At 58.1% G+C, this 13,645-nt stretch carries 16 protein-coding genes and 1 tRNA gene; 14 read left to right on the top strand and 3 right to left on the bottom strand.

Translation table 11 applies throughout. The features are described from left to right. Positions 1 to 28: 28 nt before the first annotated feature. Entirely contained in the window at positions 29 to 910 is an 882-nt protein-coding gene (gene ppk2, locus FFM53_RS10505; RefSeq protein ID WP_138388205.1) for a polyphosphate kinase 2, read from the top strand. 113 nt (positions 911 to 1,023) lie between these two features. Here ppk2 and FFM53_RS10510 read toward each other — a convergent pair whose 3' ends face one another. Then, a complete protein-coding gene (locus FFM53_RS10510) occupies positions 1,024 to 2,208 on the bottom strand; it encodes a regulator (RefSeq protein ID WP_138388207.1) in 1,185 nt (394 codons plus the stop codon). Positions 2,209 to 2,494: 286 nt separating this feature from the next. Here FFM53_RS10510 and FFM53_RS10515 point away from each other — a divergent pair, with 286 nt between their 5' ends. The 10 genes from FFM53_RS10515 (at position 2,495) to FFM53_RS10560 (ending at position 10,793) form a co-directional block, all read left to right on the top strand. Then, the gene (locus FFM53_RS10515; RefSeq protein ID WP_138388208.1) at positions 2,495 to 3,454 is read left to right on the top strand and encodes an NAD(P)H-dependent flavin oxidoreductase; all 960 of its coding nucleotides are present in this window, start codon (positions 2,495 to 2,497) and stop codon (positions 3,452 to 3,454) included. A 120-nt stretch (positions 3,455 to 3,574) separates the two neighbouring features. Then, a tRNA-Thr gene (locus FFM53_RS10520) sits at positions 3,575 to 3,650 on the top strand. Between the two features lie 406 nt (positions 3,651 to 4,056). Then, positions 4,057 to 4,710, top strand: a complete 654-nt coding sequence (locus FFM53_RS10525) for a hypothetical protein (protein ID WP_138388210.1) — start codon at positions 4,057 to 4,059, stop codon at positions 4,708 to 4,710. Between the two features lie 30 nt (positions 4,711 to 4,740). Next, positions 4,741 to 5,646: an HAD family hydrolase gene (locus tag FFM53_RS10530; protein ID WP_138388212.1), complete on the top strand. Its 906-nt coding sequence runs from the start codon at positions 4,741 to 4,743 to the stop codon at positions 5,644 to 5,646. Between the two features lie 592 nt (positions 5,647 to 6,238). Next, positions 6,239 to 6,883, top strand: coding sequence for a DUF433 domain-containing protein (locus FFM53_RS10535; protein ID WP_138388213.1), 645 nt, complete (start codon positions 6,239 to 6,241; stop codon positions 6,881 to 6,883). A gap of 18 nt (positions 6,884 to 6,901) precedes the next feature. Continuing rightward, positions 6,902 to 7,282: a DUF5615 family PIN-like protein gene (locus FFM53_RS10540; RefSeq protein ID WP_138388215.1), complete on the top strand. Its 381-nt coding sequence runs from the start codon at positions 6,902 to 6,904 to the stop codon at positions 7,280 to 7,282. Between the two features lie 130 nt (positions 7,283 to 7,412). Beyond that, the gene (locus FFM53_RS10545) at positions 7,413 to 7,793 is read left to right on the top strand and encodes a hypothetical protein (protein ID WP_138388217.1); all 381 of its coding nucleotides are present in this window, start codon (positions 7,413 to 7,415) and stop codon (positions 7,791 to 7,793) included. Positions 7,794 to 8,054: 261 nt separating this feature from the next. After that, positions 8,055 to 9,551 carry an MDR family MFS transporter gene (locus tag FFM53_RS10550; protein ID WP_138388219.1) on the top strand — a complete coding sequence of 499 codons (1,497 nt, stop codon included), beginning with the start codon at positions 8,055 to 8,057 and terminating at the stop codon, positions 9,549 to 9,551. Positions 9,552 to 9,598: 47 nt separating this feature from the next. Next, the gene (locus tag FFM53_RS10555) at positions 9,599 to 10,165 is read left to right on the top strand and encodes a phosphotransferase-like protein (protein ID WP_138388221.1); all 567 of its coding nucleotides are present in this window, start codon (positions 9,599 to 9,601) and stop codon (positions 10,163 to 10,165) included. An 85-nt stretch (positions 10,166 to 10,250) separates the two neighbouring features. Beyond that, complete coding sequence (locus FFM53_RS10560; RefSeq protein ID WP_138388223.1) at positions 10,251 to 10,793, top strand: AAA family ATPase; 543 nt, start codon at positions 10,251 to 10,253, stop codon at positions 10,791 to 10,793. Here FFM53_RS10560 and FFM53_RS10565 read toward each other — a convergent pair. After that, positions 10,761 to 11,606, bottom strand: coding sequence for a class I SAM-dependent methyltransferase (locus FFM53_RS10565; protein ID WP_138388225.1), 846 nt, complete (start codon positions 11,604 to 11,606; stop codon positions 10,761 to 10,763). The two genes, FFM53_RS10560 and FFM53_RS10565, sit on opposite strands and share 33 nt — an antisense overlap. Before the next feature lie 328 nt (positions 11,607 to 11,934). Between FFM53_RS10565 and FFM53_RS10570 the strand changes: the two genes are divergently transcribed. Further along, positions 11,935 to 12,135 carry a hypothetical protein gene (locus FFM53_RS10570; protein WP_017990167.1) on the top strand — a complete coding sequence of 67 codons (201 nt, stop codon included), beginning with the start codon at positions 11,935 to 11,937 and terminating at the stop codon, positions 12,133 to 12,135. Positions 12,136 to 12,256: 121 nt separating this feature from the next. Here the strand turns inward: FFM53_RS10570 and FFM53_RS10575 are convergent, their stop codons facing one another. After that, complete coding sequence (locus FFM53_RS10575) at positions 12,257 to 12,634, bottom strand: nuclear transport factor 2 family protein (RefSeq protein WP_138388227.1); 378 nt, start codon at positions 12,632 to 12,634, stop codon at positions 12,257 to 12,259. Between the two features lie 128 nt (positions 12,635 to 12,762). Between FFM53_RS10575 and FFM53_RS10580 the strand changes: the two genes are divergently transcribed. Further along, complete coding sequence (locus FFM53_RS10580; protein WP_138388229.1) at positions 12,763 to 13,221, top strand: MarR family winged helix-turn-helix transcriptional regulator; 459 nt, start codon at positions 12,763 to 12,765, stop codon at positions 13,219 to 13,221. A 31-nt stretch (positions 13,222 to 13,252) separates the two neighbouring features. Further along, complete coding sequence (locus FFM53_RS10585) at positions 13,253 to 13,633, top strand: GFA family protein (RefSeq protein ID WP_138388230.1); 381 nt, start codon at positions 13,253 to 13,255, stop codon at positions 13,631 to 13,633. The last annotated feature ends 12 nt before the right edge of the window (positions 13,634 to 13,645 follow it).

Raw genomic sequence — 13,645 nt, forward strand, 5'->3', positions numbered from 1 at the left:
GAGAAGCGATCGGGCGGTGGAGGCTGATATGGACGAGGACGTCGAAAACAGGGCCGTGGAGCTGGATATCCGCGGGAAGAAGCGGATCTTCGATGTCAACGATCCCACCCTGCCGGCCTGGGTGGACGAACGCGCGCTGGAATCCGGCAACTTTCCCCACAAGAAGAAGCTCAAGGAAGAGGACTATCTGGAGCAGCTGGAAAAGCTGCAGATCGAACTCGTCAAGGTGCAGTTCTGGCTGCAGGCGACCGGCAAGCGGGTGATGGCGCTGTTCGAAGGGCGCGACGCTGCCGGCAAGGGCGGCGCGATTTCGGCCTCCTCGGCGAATATGAACCCACGCCTTGCGCGGGTGGTGGCGCTGACCAAGCCGACCGACCGCGAGCAGGGACAATGGTATTTCCAGCGTTATGTCGCGCAATTTCCGACAGCTGGCGAATTCGTGCTGTTCGACCGCTCCTGGTACAACCGCGCCGGCGTCGAGCCGGTCATGGGCTTCTGCACGCCGCAGCAATATGAGGATTTCCTCAAACAGGCGCCGCAACTCGAAAAGATCATCGCCCATGAGGGCATCTTCTTCTTCAAATTCTATCTCGATATCGGCCGCGAGATGCAGCTCAAACGTTTCCACGACCGCCGGCACGATCCGCTGAAAGTCTGGAAACTGTCGTCGATGGATATCGCGGCGCTGACGAAATGGGACGACTACAGCGACAAGCGCAACCGGATGCTGAAGGAAACCCATACGGATTTCGCGCCCTGGACGGTGATCCACGGCAATGACAAGCGGCGGGCGCGCCTCGAAATCATCCGTCACATGCTGAACAAGATGGATTATGACGGCAAGGACAAACAGGCGCTCGGCACGGTCGACGCGGAGATCATCGGCTCAGGGCCTGGCTTTCTGAAATAGAGCTTTCGGAACAGGCTGGCCTCCTGAAATCGAAGCCGGGGTCACCGGCTCAGCCGGGACCGGGGTCACCGGCTCAGCCGGGACCGGGGTCACCGGCTCAGCCGGGACCGGCCTTACTGCCCCGGCAGGATGCGGATGGCGAAGAGATTGATGCCGCGCGCCTTGCCGTCGAGATCGCTGTTGATCGTCAGCGTGCCCGGCGAATTCGGCGCGAGTGAGCGGTCGAACTTCACCTGCAGCAGCGCATCCGACTTTTCCCGGGTGACGTTGAAGCGATGGCGGGCGCAATTGCCGAGCGTCTGGAAATTGCATTCGACAGTGATCTGCGTCGGCTCGTCGGTGGTGGATTGCAGCGTCAGCGCGATCGTCGAAGATTTGCCGGCCAGCTGCTGCAGCACCGACGGCGGCACGCTGATCGAAATATTGCCATCGGCTGCACCGCTTTCGGAAATCAGCCGGACGGCGGGGCCGTCATTCTCGGCGATTTTTTCGGTGCGCGCCCGCGGGCCGCTCTGGATCTTGTCGGCGTCCTCAGGCTTGAACAGGGGGATCCAATCGGCCGAGAAACTGTTCTGCGGATCGATGGTTACCGGCTGATCGGTGTGGGAAGCAGCATTCCCGGCGCTATCGTCATTGCCGGTAAAATCCTCGGGCTGCGTGCTTGCCGGCGGATTGGCAACGCTGGTGTCGCGCTCGGCTGCCGTCATCAGCAGGCCCGACGTATGCGCCCACCACGCGCCGATGCCGATGAAGGCCAGCAGGACGCACCAGACGAGCAGCCTCGAAAAGAATTTTCTAGGCTTGCGGCGGCCTGCCGCCCGCTCCGGGCGGAAATCCATATTGGTGGCGCGCTGGCCGCGGGCAAGGCGTTCCTCGCCGACGGGGGCGGCAGCCAGATGATCGGCACTGCCGGCATGCACGTCGTCGAGGCTGGACTCGTCACCGCGATGCATAACCTCGGGCGCGCGGGTCTCACCTGATACCACGGGGCCGTCGAACTCATCGGCTTCGGCTTGGTGAACCGGTGGCGCCGGCATTTCCACCACCGGCGGCACGGGCACTTCAGGCGGCCTCTGGCGGGGGTGAAGGCGGTCGCGCTCTTCGCCTTCGATGGCGTGGATGGTGCTTTCCAGGCGGTGGCGGTGATGGGCGACGACCTCGGTGTCGGTGATGTCCTGCTTGCGCAACCCGGCTTCCAACGCCTGGCGGGCCGACTGATAGATCCTCGCTCGAACCTCCGGATTGTCGCGATCGGAATTCTCGAGCGCTGTTCTGATGGCCGTTTCTAATCCGCTCACATTCAGTCCTTCACCTTGAATTCGGCATTGGACTGCAATCCCTGCCGTTCTCCATCAAAATTCGGTAGCGGCAAGTGCGGCAAACCGCAAGCCTTGCAGGCCCTGCTGCGGTTGATCGGCGGAGATATCGGCAGGTTTCACCGCTTGCCGGCCTTATTCTATTAGCTTTCTCGGACGTATATATTCGGGCTGAAATCGACGAAGGCATGGCAGCCGCTCTTTTATCGCCTTTTCATCTCTGTTATGAGATTGACGTTTTCGTAAACGTCAATGGAAGCGACGAACCATGGCCCTGCCCCCGATCCTCAAGGACAGATTGAGACTGCCGGTCATCGGCTCGCCACTGTTCATCATCTCGCATCCGGCGCTGACGCTGGCGCAATGCAAGGCGGGCATCGTCGGGGCGTTTCCGGCGCTGAACGCCCGGCCGGAAAGCCAGCTCGACGAATGGCTGGCGGAGATTACCGAGGAGCTCGCCCGCCACGACGCCGCCCATCCCGAGCGGCCGGCCGCCCCCTTTGCCGTAAACCAGATCGTCCACATGTCGAACAAGCGGCTGGAGCACGACCTCTCGCTCTGCGTCAAATACAAGGTGCCGATCGTCATCTCCTCCCTCGGCGCGGTGCCCGAGGTCAACGCCGCCGTGCATTCCTATGGCGGCATCGTGCTGCATGACATTATCAACAACCGCCACGCCCATTCGGCGATCCGCAAGGGGGCCGACGGGCTGATTGCGGTGGCCGCCGGCGCCGGCGGCCATGCCGGCACGCTGTCGCCCTTTGCGCTGATCCAGGAAATCCGCGAATGGTTCGACGGGCCGCTGCTGCTCGCCGGCGCAATCGCCACCGGCGGCGCGATCCTTGCCGCAGAAGCGATGGGCGCCGACATGGCCTATATCGGCTCGCCCTTCATCGCAACGCAAGAAGCCCGCGCCGCAGACGCCTACAAGCAGGCGATCGTCGAAGGGGCCGCCAGCGATATCGTCTATTCCAACTATTTCACCGGCGTGCACGGCAACTATCTGAAACCCTCGATCGTCGCCGCCGGCATGGACCCGGACAATCTGCCGCTTGCCGATGTCTCGAAGATGGATTTCGAGCAGGCTGTCGGCGGCGCCAAGGCCTGGAAGGACATATGGGGCAGCGGCCAGGGCATCAGCGCCATCAAGGCCGTCGAGCCGGTGGCCAAACTCGTCGACCGGCTGGAGGCCGAATACCAGGCGGCGCGTGCCCGGCTAACGCTCTGAGGCGCCCTTCCCGCGCCTCCCCTCTTTTTTGCCAAAGGCATGACAGGGTGCTTGAAATCTTCCAACAATGCCTGTATCAGCGCCATGCAAATCGCAGGCCGCATGCTTCGGCCGTGAAATGCCGCTTTAGCTCAGGTGGTAGAGCACATCATTCGTAATGATGGGGTCGCAGGTTCGAGTCCTGCAAGCGGCACCATTTATCTAAATCAACGATTTGAAGTTTGGGTTTCGCCGGTGGGACACCCGACAGGGACGTTCCGTATTCAATCCTGGCTATTGGGCCAAGTCCAAAGACCGCATTTTCCATTTTCCTGGCCGGTGTAGTAACCCGCATAGCTAGGACCGTGCTGCCAAATCAGCACGGGGAAACGCAGATCGTCAATTCGTAGATAGCCGCTCGAAATTTTGTAGTTTGCAAGGTCTCCCCAGGTGGCTCGTCGGCAACATGTTTGCGCCAATCAACTCTGGCTGCTTAAGAATGGGTCGATCAAGGGGGGCAACTGTTTAAACGACCTTCGCCCAACTCAAAAATCAGCTCGCTCTTAAGTAGTTTGAAATGTAGACGTGCAAGAAATGGAACCTGCACACGCAGGGAAACCGAAATGACCGAGACGACAACACCTCTCCCGGAGCCCACGGGATTTTCCGATGAAATGCTTCTTAAAATTTGGGAGAAAACAGTAGACACTCAGATGCACTTCAATGAGATGTCAGCAAAATCGCGACAACTTGGCCTCACATTTGTAGCTGCAGCACTTGGTGTAGCTGCATTTCTCCTGGCAAACTCAAGAGATTATTATATTCACCTTCCGGTGTATTATACGACACTACATATTCATATCAGTGCGCTCATTTTTTGCGCAGCAGCGGCAGGCATATACGCGGTCAGAGAACTCGATGTAAATGTGTATCACAAAATGCTGCGCGGCGCGGTTGTATTTGGTGAAGACTTCGAAATCAAATTTATGGCTCCTCGCCTCGGCCTCAGTAAGGGTATGACGCAGGCGATATCACACTTCAGTCGGTTTTCTGACGCTCATACGCATGACGGCAACGTTCCATACCAATATTGCGGTAGCAGGCGAACGACAGCGGGCGACAAAGTGAAACGGTTTTACTCGGTTACAATCGGTTTCCTTATAGTCGCTGCGGCTGTCACATTTTACGCGACAGATGTAAGCTATAATGCGGGAGTCGCGGGCAAGACTAACGTAACCGCTTCTCCACAGGTTGAGGCTCCTTCCTCCAACAAATGAGATGCGCCTGGCTAAGAAAGCGGACATCACGTGCAGGCAAAGGCTACGTTGATATGCGACCTAGACAATACCCTCTATGACTGGGTGGCGTTTTTTGTCCCATCATTTTATGCCATGGTGAACGTGGCAGTCAGCCTCATAGGATGCGATCAACCGGCGCTATTGAGCGAGCTTCGTGAAGTCCATCAGCGCCACCACAATTCAGAGCACCCATATGCACTGCTGGAAACGAATATCGTCCGCAACTGGTTGTCCTCTGGACACGATGTAGGCGAACTGGAGCCAGCATTTCGTTCTTTCAATAGCGAACGCAAAAAACGTCTCTTGGCTTACCCCACCGTCCATCAAACGCTCAACTGTTTGAAAGACTATGGCGTGCGACTAATTGCTCACAGTGATAGCAATGCTTTGGGCGTAATCGATCGATTGATGCGCCTACATTTGGTTGATTATTTCGATTTCATTTACTGCGTGGAGAGTCCGACTACTGACCATCCGCGCGGCGGACCCTACTCATCCAGGTTTCGGGAATTCCCTTTTTCTAAGCTGCGTCTTCTTGGAGGCCACGAGAAGAAGCCTAACCCGGAGGTACTCGAACACATAATAGCCGAGAACAAGCTCGACAAAGGCCGCGTGGCCTACATTGGCGACAGTCTAGCCAAGGATATTGCAATGGCCGCAAATGCGCAAATATATTCAGTTTGGGCAGAATACGGCGCATCCGTAGATCCAGGATACTACGCTCAGCTTGTTAGAGTTTCACACTGGACGACATACGATATTCAACATGAGAAAGCTCTACGCGAAGCTTCTCTGGGCGTGGCGCCAAACTTTACGTGCGACCGTGGCTTCGACCAAGTCGTGCAGCCTGTTCTGGCGATGCTAGGCGACAGCATATACACACCTGACCGATTATCGCCGAAGAACTTCCTATAGGCGCGTGCTGTCGCTGGTATGCTCGTTCAGAGACGAACACACCCTATCCCCACGCAGACGGCCAAGGTTAAAAAGCCTGATTATTTGTCTTGCCAATAATGACTTCCGTAACTTCATCATTTCGCTCGCGGCCTGGCGTGCCTGTCTGCTTTTATCTGTTTCTCGTTGTAGAGAGTGAACACCAAGCGTGCTGAAAACCGATTATGCGTGCAGCTCGTCAACCGCGAAATACTCCCGTGCTAGCCCTCGAACTTGCTCACCAGAGATCTCGTTAGAACAAGTATGATCAGGGTACTTCACGACGACAGTTGCTCCAGCCTCAGCTATTCTCGATAGCAGTTCCCGCAGCGCAGAAGCAGACTGCCGTTTTAAGCTATATGGATTTGGAACGTCGGCTAGGGTCAGGATACCGTCCTACCCCCATGACCTCGCCGCATTCCCCCTAGTCTTAACTACATGATAGAGGCGACTATAATGTACGCCAGAGTTCTATTCTTTTCAAAGACCTGCAGGATCGCGATTGCTCCGTGAGAAAAAGCAATGTGGATATTTTAACCGGATAGGACTACCTATCATCTGAAAGAGACAAATTATGGTGCTGGATAAAGACAATTCCGTAATTGCGGCGTTCACCGAGGAGCAGGTGGAACGGCTGACGGGTGTTACCTTGCGCCAACTCAGGCACTGGGACCGGACCAAGTTTTTTGTTCCAAGCCTTGCTTATGAGGATAGAAGTCAGCCCTTTAGTCGCCTGTATTCCTTTAGGGACTTGGTGTCGCTGAAGGTCCTGAACGCTCTGCGTAATGATGCGAAAGTTTCGTTGCAACATCTTCGCGGGGTTAAAGACAAGCTCGCTCATCTCGGTGATGCTTTATGGTCTAAAACGACGCTCTATGTGCTCAAGCACAAAGTCGTTTTTGACAACCCGGAAAGCAAGACGAAGGAGGAAGTCCTTTCAGGCCAGGGTGTCCTACAGATTCCGCTAGAGGTTGTGACGGGCAACATGAAGGATGCCGTCGCGAAGATGCGGGAGCGGAAGAGCTCATCTATCGGTAAGATCGAGTCGAAGAAAGGTATTGCGAACAGCAGGCCAGTGATCGCCGGAACGCGTATTCCGGTCGACACGATCAAAGCTTTCGCAGCCGAGGGATATTCCATCGATCAAATCCGGAAGGAGTATCCCACCCTCACTACCGAGGACATTGCCGCCGCCATCAGCTATGAGGCGGCTGCTTAATGATCAGGGGATGTCGGGTTGCGCTTCTTCCTTGATGCGAGCGTACCCGATTCCGTGGGACAGGTGTTGGCTGCCGCTGGCTATGAAGTCATTTATCATCGGGAGGCGCTTGAAGAAGGCGTAAAGGACCCCGTCGTTTGCCGAACCGCTTTGGCAAACGACGCAATCTTGATCGCGGTCGATAAAGATATGAAACAGCTTACTAAGCGCTTCGGGATCACGGATGAGCGGTTCAAGAACCTTTCCATGGTCTTTTGTGGCTGCAGTATCCCAATCTCCGCGAACCGCGTTGAACAGGCTCTTTCCCTAATCGAACATGAGTGGGTGTATTCTAAGCAGAAAATCGGGCGGCGCTTGCTGGTTGAGATTACCAATCATCAGATTTCAACACATCGCTAAATCCCGACACTTAACCTGCTTCTCCTCCTCCTCGGTTCCGATCAAACGACCGTGAAAACCGCAACCCCGACAGGAACAATGCCCCCGCCCAGCAGGTTTTCTCCCTGAGACAACAAGCATGGAGAAAATCATGTCCTGCAAGTTCATCGTGATATCACTGCTATCGATCGGTCTGGCCGGCCCGGCGCTGGCGCAGACGGCCGGGGGTGCGGATGCCAATGGGCGGCTTTCGGTGGCGCCTGTTATCGGCGGAGCGGGGAGTTCGGGCGCCGGTTCCGGCGGCGCCGGGTCGACTGGAGCTGGTTCTGTTGGCGGCGTAGCAACGGGCACCGGGTCTGTCGGCACCGATGCCGGCACCACCGGCAGCACGACCGGCAATGGCGGCGTCAATCTCAACAGCGGTCGCAGCACAATCAATCCCGGCGGGGTCAATCCCAACCTGCAGCAGACGCCGGGTTGCACCAGTGGAAGCGCGGATACCGGTTCGCTCGGCGAGGCATGCCCGCAATGAGGATGAGGTGATTGTTCGCCCTTCCTTCACTGATAAAGCGAAGGCCCGGAGCGGAATGGGGCCGAGCCTTCGCTTTCGGCCGAAACTTCCCTGACATCACGCGAAAACAACCGGTGCTGTCAGAAACCGGTCGCGGCCTGCTTTACCGGCCGGGCTTGAGGTCGTAAAAGGACGGCATCACTCCGCAAGCGGCGCATCGCCCCACATCTCGTCAGCCTGCCGATATTTCCGGCATCTGCGGAGCACCCGAAGAGGATCGTCATGTCGAATGCAGCGCAACGCTCGAACCGCGTGCTTATCGTCGCCACCATCATGCTCGCGACCTTCATGGTGGCGATCGAGGCGACGATCGTGGCGACCGCGATGCCGCGCATCGTTGGGGAGCTCGGCGGCTTTTCCTATTACAGCTGGGTGTTTTCGGCCTTCCTGCTGGCGCAGTCGACGACGACTGTTATCTACGGCAAGCTTTCCGACATTTTCGGGCGCAAGCCAGTGCTGATCGGCGGCATCCTGATCTTCCTCGTCGGCTCGCTGCTCTGCGGGCTTGCCTGGTCGATGATGTCGCTGGTGCTGTTCCGGCTGCTGCAGGGGCTCGGCGCCGGCGCCATCCAGCCGGTGACGACGACGATCATCGGCGATCTCTTCAAGCTCGAGGAGCGCGGCCGCGTGCAGGGCTTCATGGCGACCGTCTGGGCGACGTCGGCTGTCGTCGGGCCGCTGGCCGGAGGCATCATCGTCGACAACATCTCCTGGGCCTGGATCTTCTGGATCAACCTGCCGATCGGCATCATCTCGATCATCGCCTTCATGATCTTCCTGAAGGAGGACGTGGCGCACAAGCAGGCAAAGATCGATTACCTCGGCTCGGTGCTGTTTTCGATCTCGATCGTGGCACTTCTCGTCATGCTGACGGAAACCGACGCCAGCGCCTGGATCCTGCTTTCGCTTTTCGCCGTCTTCGTGGTCTCGGGCATCCTTTTCCTGGCCCAGGAGAAGCGGGCGCCGGAGCCGATCATCTCGATCCCGCTGTGGAGCCGAAGGCTGATTGCGACCAGCAATACGGCGACGCTGCTGGCCGGCATGGCGCTGATCGGGCTTTCGACAATCCTGCCGCTCTATGTGCAGGGTGTGCTCGGCCGCTCGCCTCTTGTCGCGGGGTTCACGCTCACCATGCTCGTCGTCGGCTGGCCCTTGGCGGTGATGCTCTCCAGCCGCCTCTACAAGGCCTTCGGCATCCGCCGCACTCTGCGCGTCGGCAGCCTGATGTTTCCTTTCGGCGCCTGTTTCCTGTTGTTCCTGACGCCGGAAAGCTCGCCGATCGTTGCCGGCGCCGGCTCGTTCTTCATGGGCTTCGGCATGGGTCTCATCAGCCTCACCAGCATCGTGCTGGTGCAGGACAGCGTCGAATGGTCGATGCGCGGCAGCGCCACTGCCTCGATCATCTTTTCCCGCAGTCTCGGCAATACGCTCGGCGCCACCGTGCTCGGCGCCATCCTCAATGCCGGCATCAACCATTATGCGAGCGGCGAGGCGGCGGCGGGCCTGCACGAGGTGCTGAACCAGCCGACCGGGCTCTCGGCGCTCGCCGCCGATCCTGCGATCCGCTCGATCTTCAATGCGGCCCTGCACTGGAGCTTCTGGGGCGTGGTCGTCGTCGCGGTGCTGACCTTCTTCACCACCTGGCTGATCCCGGTCGGGCCGAGCCAGAAGCGCGAGGGGACAGCTCCGGCTGCGGCAAGCGAGGCGGCTTCGCATTAGAGCGGTTCAGCCTATGGAAGCGCAGGCACTGGGAGGGTTGCCGGACGATGAGTGTTTTCGTGTTGCTCTTGGGGTTTCCGGGCGTGGGCAAGCTGACGATCGCCAAAGAACTCGGTTCGCTTATATCAGCAAAGATTGTTGATAATCACTGGTTCAACAACCCGATATTGCGACTCCTCGACGAGGATCAGACCGCTCCGCTGCCTAAGGGTGTCTGGGAATACACGGCAAGAGTCCGGCAGGCCGTCCTGGATGCAATCACCGCCTATAGCGGCCCGTCGGCGAATTTCATCTTCACCCATGCCGGTGTCGAAGGCGATGAGCGGAGCACGCGGACGTACCAACAGTTCGTCGACGCCGCCGGACGGCGCGCCGCGGTCTTCGTGCCGGTGCGATTGCTGTGTGCCGAAGAAGAATTGGCGCGTCGCGTTTCGTCCCCCGCACGGCGCGACCAGTTGAAAACCACCGACGTAGAGACCTCAAGACATCGAAGCCAAGAGGCTATGGTTCTAGATATCCCGCACCAACACGCTCTGACGTTGGATGTGACCTTCATGTCGCCCTTGGAAAGTGCTGCGGCAATACGGGATCATGTTGCGAGACGCAGGGTCTGAGGAGAGCAGCCCCTCGCGCCGATAGCGGAAGATCTGCCTCCGGCCGGAATGCGCCGCGTGATGGAACGGATCAACGAGAGCGAAAATGGGCGTCAAAAACTATTTGATCGAAGGCGTTTCCGGCACCGGCAAAACCACGGTGGCGGAGGAACTGCAGCGGCGCGGCTACCACGTCATCCACGGGGACCGGGAATTGTCTTATGTCGGCGATCCCGAATCTGGCGAACCGCTGGATGGGCTTGCCGATGAGAGCCTGACGGACAATGTCACATGGGTGCACGAGCATCACATTTGGGATGTCGACAAAGTCAAATCCGTGATCGCCGATCACCGCAACGCGACCTCCTTCTTCTGCGGCGGCTCTCGAAATCTCTCCCGCTTTATCGATGTGTTTGACGGGGTTTTCGTTCTCGACGTCGATCTCGACACGTTGAACCGGCGGCTTGCCTTAAGACCGGAAGACGAGTTTGGCGGAAGGCCTGCCGAACGGGAGCTGATTGTGCGCTTGCATGCAACGAAAGCGGATATTCCAAAGTGTGGCGTCGTCATCGACGCCACACTTCCGCTGACGGTCGTTGTCGACGAGATTCTGAGGCTATCGCGTGCCTGTGACTACCGTTGCCGTTGAGCGAAGGCGAACCTTGCCATCGCTGACGGATTGGAGAGCTAGCTCCAGGACCTCGCCGCGGATTTTCTCCCGTGTTGCCGCATCTGCCCTGGATAGTCCGGCGACGACAGGCGCGGCGACCTCAGTCATGAAGTCCCAGTAGCGCGCCGGGGTATCGTGCACCATCATCGCCGACACCTCTTCCACGGCGACATCGAGAAGGCCCGCCTCTCTGAAGGTCTCGACCATCATGCCTTCTCCAGCACAGCGGAACAGGCCCGGAGAGCCGGGTGGTGGCGAGGGCATTTCCACGTGGCGGGCGATCGTGCCCATGATCGTGGTCGCCCATGAATTTTTGGCAGGAGTGCTCCAGACTGCGGCGCAGACGCGCGCACCGGGCTTTGCCACGCGTGCCATCTCCCTGGCGGCGGCGGCGATATCAGGGAAGAACATAAACCCGAACCGGCACAGAACGGCGTCGAAACTGGCATCGGCAAAAGGCAACGCTCCCGCATCGCATAGGCGAGTTTCGAAGTTTTTGAGGCCACGTCTGGCCGCATTTTCGGCGGCAGCAGTCAGCATATTTTCCGAGAGATCGGTGACGACGACATGACCCTCGGGGATTGCTGCCGCCGCCGTCAGGCCGGGTTCGCCAGTGCCGGCGGCTATGTCAAGCACGCTAAAGCCGTTGGAGAGGTTTGCGCGCCGGAGCATGGCGTCACCAAACGGGGCGAGCCAGCTGAGAACCAAGCTGTCCCATTTCTTCCAGCCGGCGGAAAACTTGTCCCAGGTCTCACGTTGCTGGTTACGGATATCGTCGAGATTTGCTGACATGCACCGGCTCCCCCATCCGTTCAACCGGCAAAGCCGGGAACGTCGACACTATGCGCCGCTGATGTCGGGATTCAATGCAAATAAGCGCCATCGGGCCAATCGCCAGGCATGACCAAACTTGTTGGGACGGAGTGATTGAATTGACCAAGACTATTGGAGCTTTTATACAATAGCTTTTGCGAAACTCCGGATTAGCCAAAAATAATCCTTTTAAATCAATGGGCTTCTCCTGGATGGTGCCAAATCAAGAATACGGAACCAGCGGATTGCTGAAGCGATGCAGCCCGGCTGTATGCATCAGCCATGGAGAGTCAAAATTATAAAGATCATGGTCTTGCTGCACAGCGCCGATGGCATGGCTTGGCAGTCTCCCCCTAAAGGCACCAGCCTGAAGACATTGAGCGAAGCCGAAGAGCAAGGTTTCATCTTGATCCGCGGGGAATTTCAGAAACGGCAATTCCGTCTGACGGAGCTGGGCTCCGACTATGTCGAGCGCGACAAGCGGCGTCTGGAAGCGCGCAGGCTCTGAATCGATAGCGCCGGCTAAGCGCGAATTGGACGCTCGAGCCAGGCCGCCCGACGGCCGAAAGGCAGGCCTGACAATGGCGCGTCGCAACAGGAGCGGTCATCCCCGCATAGGGAGTACCAGCTTACAGTGCATGCTGGATATCGAAGCGGACGATCTTGTCGCCTTCCATGCGGAAGATGTGCGTCACGGTCTTGTCCTTCAGGCCATGGGCCTGCCCCTCCAGCGGCCGGCCATCGAGGTCGAAGACCGACTGGATCACCTCGACAGCGATAGCGCCGTCTGGCGTTTCCTCAAAGGCCACCGGCTCGACATGCGGACTGATGACGGCCCATTGGCGTGTCCAATACTCGCGCACCGCCTCACGACCATGAACATGGCCACCATCCATGCCGTTGGCCCAGGCGACGTCATCGGAAAGCACGGCAAGGACAGCATCAATGTCTCTGGCGTTGAAGCTGGCATAGATGCGCTTGATCATTTCGACGTCATTTTGAGACATGTCGTTTCCTCAGTGGAGATTGAAACATTCGCTGTGCGGCATCGAAACGCCATTGCCTCATGCCGCGCATCAAGTTACATACGTACATATATATCTTACGGTCAAGCGCGGGCAAGGGGTCAATCGGAATGGACGAAGACGTGCTTTCAACGCCGGGGCATCTCGTCAGTCTTGCGGCGCGGGGGTTCGCCCGTCTCAGCGAGTCACGCCTTAAACCGCTCGGCTTCGGTATCGGCCAGCTGCCTGTCCTGGTCGCGCTGCAAAATGGCAAGGCCAGCACGCAGCGCGACCTCGCCCGCTTTGCCAGGGTGGAGCAACCGCCGATGGCGCAGATGCTCGCACGCATGGAAAGGGATGGCTTGATCGAGCGGACACGCCACCCGGCTGACGGTCGCAGCAGCCGTATCGTGCTCACGAAAACCGCACAGGAATGCATGCCGAAGGCAATTTCGGCCCTATTCCAAGGGAATCGTGAGGCACTGGCCGGGTTCACGGATGCGGAAGCGGGACAACTGGTCGATTTGCTCAAGCGGCTGATCGACAATCTGGATCAGATTGCAAGCGCGGAGTCTTCGGCGCAGCTTTAGAAGCACGACTTGGCTTATGAGAGGAAGGCTTATGCACAAAGGATCCTGCCTGTGTGGTGCAGTAACTTTTGAAATCGAAGGCGATCTGCGAGCGCCGGACGCGTGCCATTGCTCCAAATGTCGAAAACAATCCGGCCACTTCTTCGCTTCAACCGACGTGCCAAGGCGTCAGATCACCATCCAAGGAGGCGAAAGTGTTACCTGGTATCAATCCTCAGAAAAGGTGAGGCGTGGATTTTGCGGGGTATGTGGATCATCGCTGTTTTGGGATCCAACCCATCACGACTGGATTGCTGTCGCGATGGGTGCATTTGATAGTCCGACCGAAACCAAACTGAAAATGCATATCTTTGTCGCTGATAAAAGCGACTACTACGACATCACCGACGACCTGCCCCAGAATGAGCAATAAGCAACTGTTGCT

This window comes from Rhizobium indicum (assembly GCF_005862305.2).
GTDB lineage: Bacteria > Pseudomonadota > Alphaproteobacteria > Rhizobiales > Rhizobiaceae > Rhizobium > Rhizobium indicum.

Excerpts from the sequence above, each read along its gene's own strand:
- ppk2 (WP_138388205.1), top strand. The coding sequence starts at position 29 with ATGGACGAGGACGTCGAAAACAGGGCCGTGGAGCTGGATATCCGCGGG.
- FFM53_RS10515 (WP_138388208.1), top strand. The coding sequence starts at position 2,495 with ATGGCCCTGCCCCCGATCCTCAAGGACAGATTGAGACTGCCGGTCATC.
- FFM53_RS10525 (WP_138388210.1), top strand. The coding sequence starts at position 4,057 with ATGACCGAGACGACAACACCTCTCCCGGAGCCCACGGGATTTTCCGAT.
- FFM53_RS10535 (WP_138388213.1), top strand. The coding sequence starts at position 6,239 with ATGGTGCTGGATAAAGACAATTCCGTAATTGCGGCGTTCACCGAGGAG.
- FFM53_RS10545 (WP_138388217.1), top strand. The coding sequence starts at position 7,413 with ATGTCCTGCAAGTTCATCGTGATATCACTGCTATCGATCGGTCTGGCC.
- FFM53_RS10550 (WP_138388219.1), top strand. The coding sequence starts at position 8,055 with ATGTCGAATGCAGCGCAACGCTCGAACCGCGTGCTTATCGTCGCCACC.
- FFM53_RS10555 (WP_138388221.1), top strand. The coding sequence starts at position 9,599 with ATGAGTGTTTTCGTGTTGCTCTTGGGGTTTCCGGGCGTGGGCAAGCTG.
- FFM53_RS10560 (WP_138388223.1), top strand. The coding sequence starts at position 10,251 with ATGGGCGTCAAAAACTATTTGATCGAAGGCGTTTCCGGCACCGGCAAA.
- FFM53_RS10565 (WP_138388225.1), bottom strand. The coding sequence starts at position 11,606 with ATGTCAGCAAATCTCGACGATATCCGTAACCAGCAACGTGAGACCTGG.
- FFM53_RS10570 (WP_017990167.1), top strand. The coding sequence starts at position 11,935 with ATGGTCTTGCTGCACAGCGCCGATGGCATGGCTTGGCAGTCTCCCCCT.
- FFM53_RS10575 (WP_138388227.1), bottom strand. The coding sequence starts at position 12,634 with ATGTCTCAAAATGACGTCGAAATGATCAAGCGCATCTATGCCAGCTTC.
- FFM53_RS10580 (WP_138388229.1), top strand. The coding sequence starts at position 12,763 with ATGGACGAAGACGTGCTTTCAACGCCGGGGCATCTCGTCAGTCTTGCG.
- FFM53_RS10585 (WP_138388230.1), top strand. The coding sequence starts at position 13,253 with ATGCACAAAGGATCCTGCCTGTGTGGTGCAGTAACTTTTGAAATCGAA.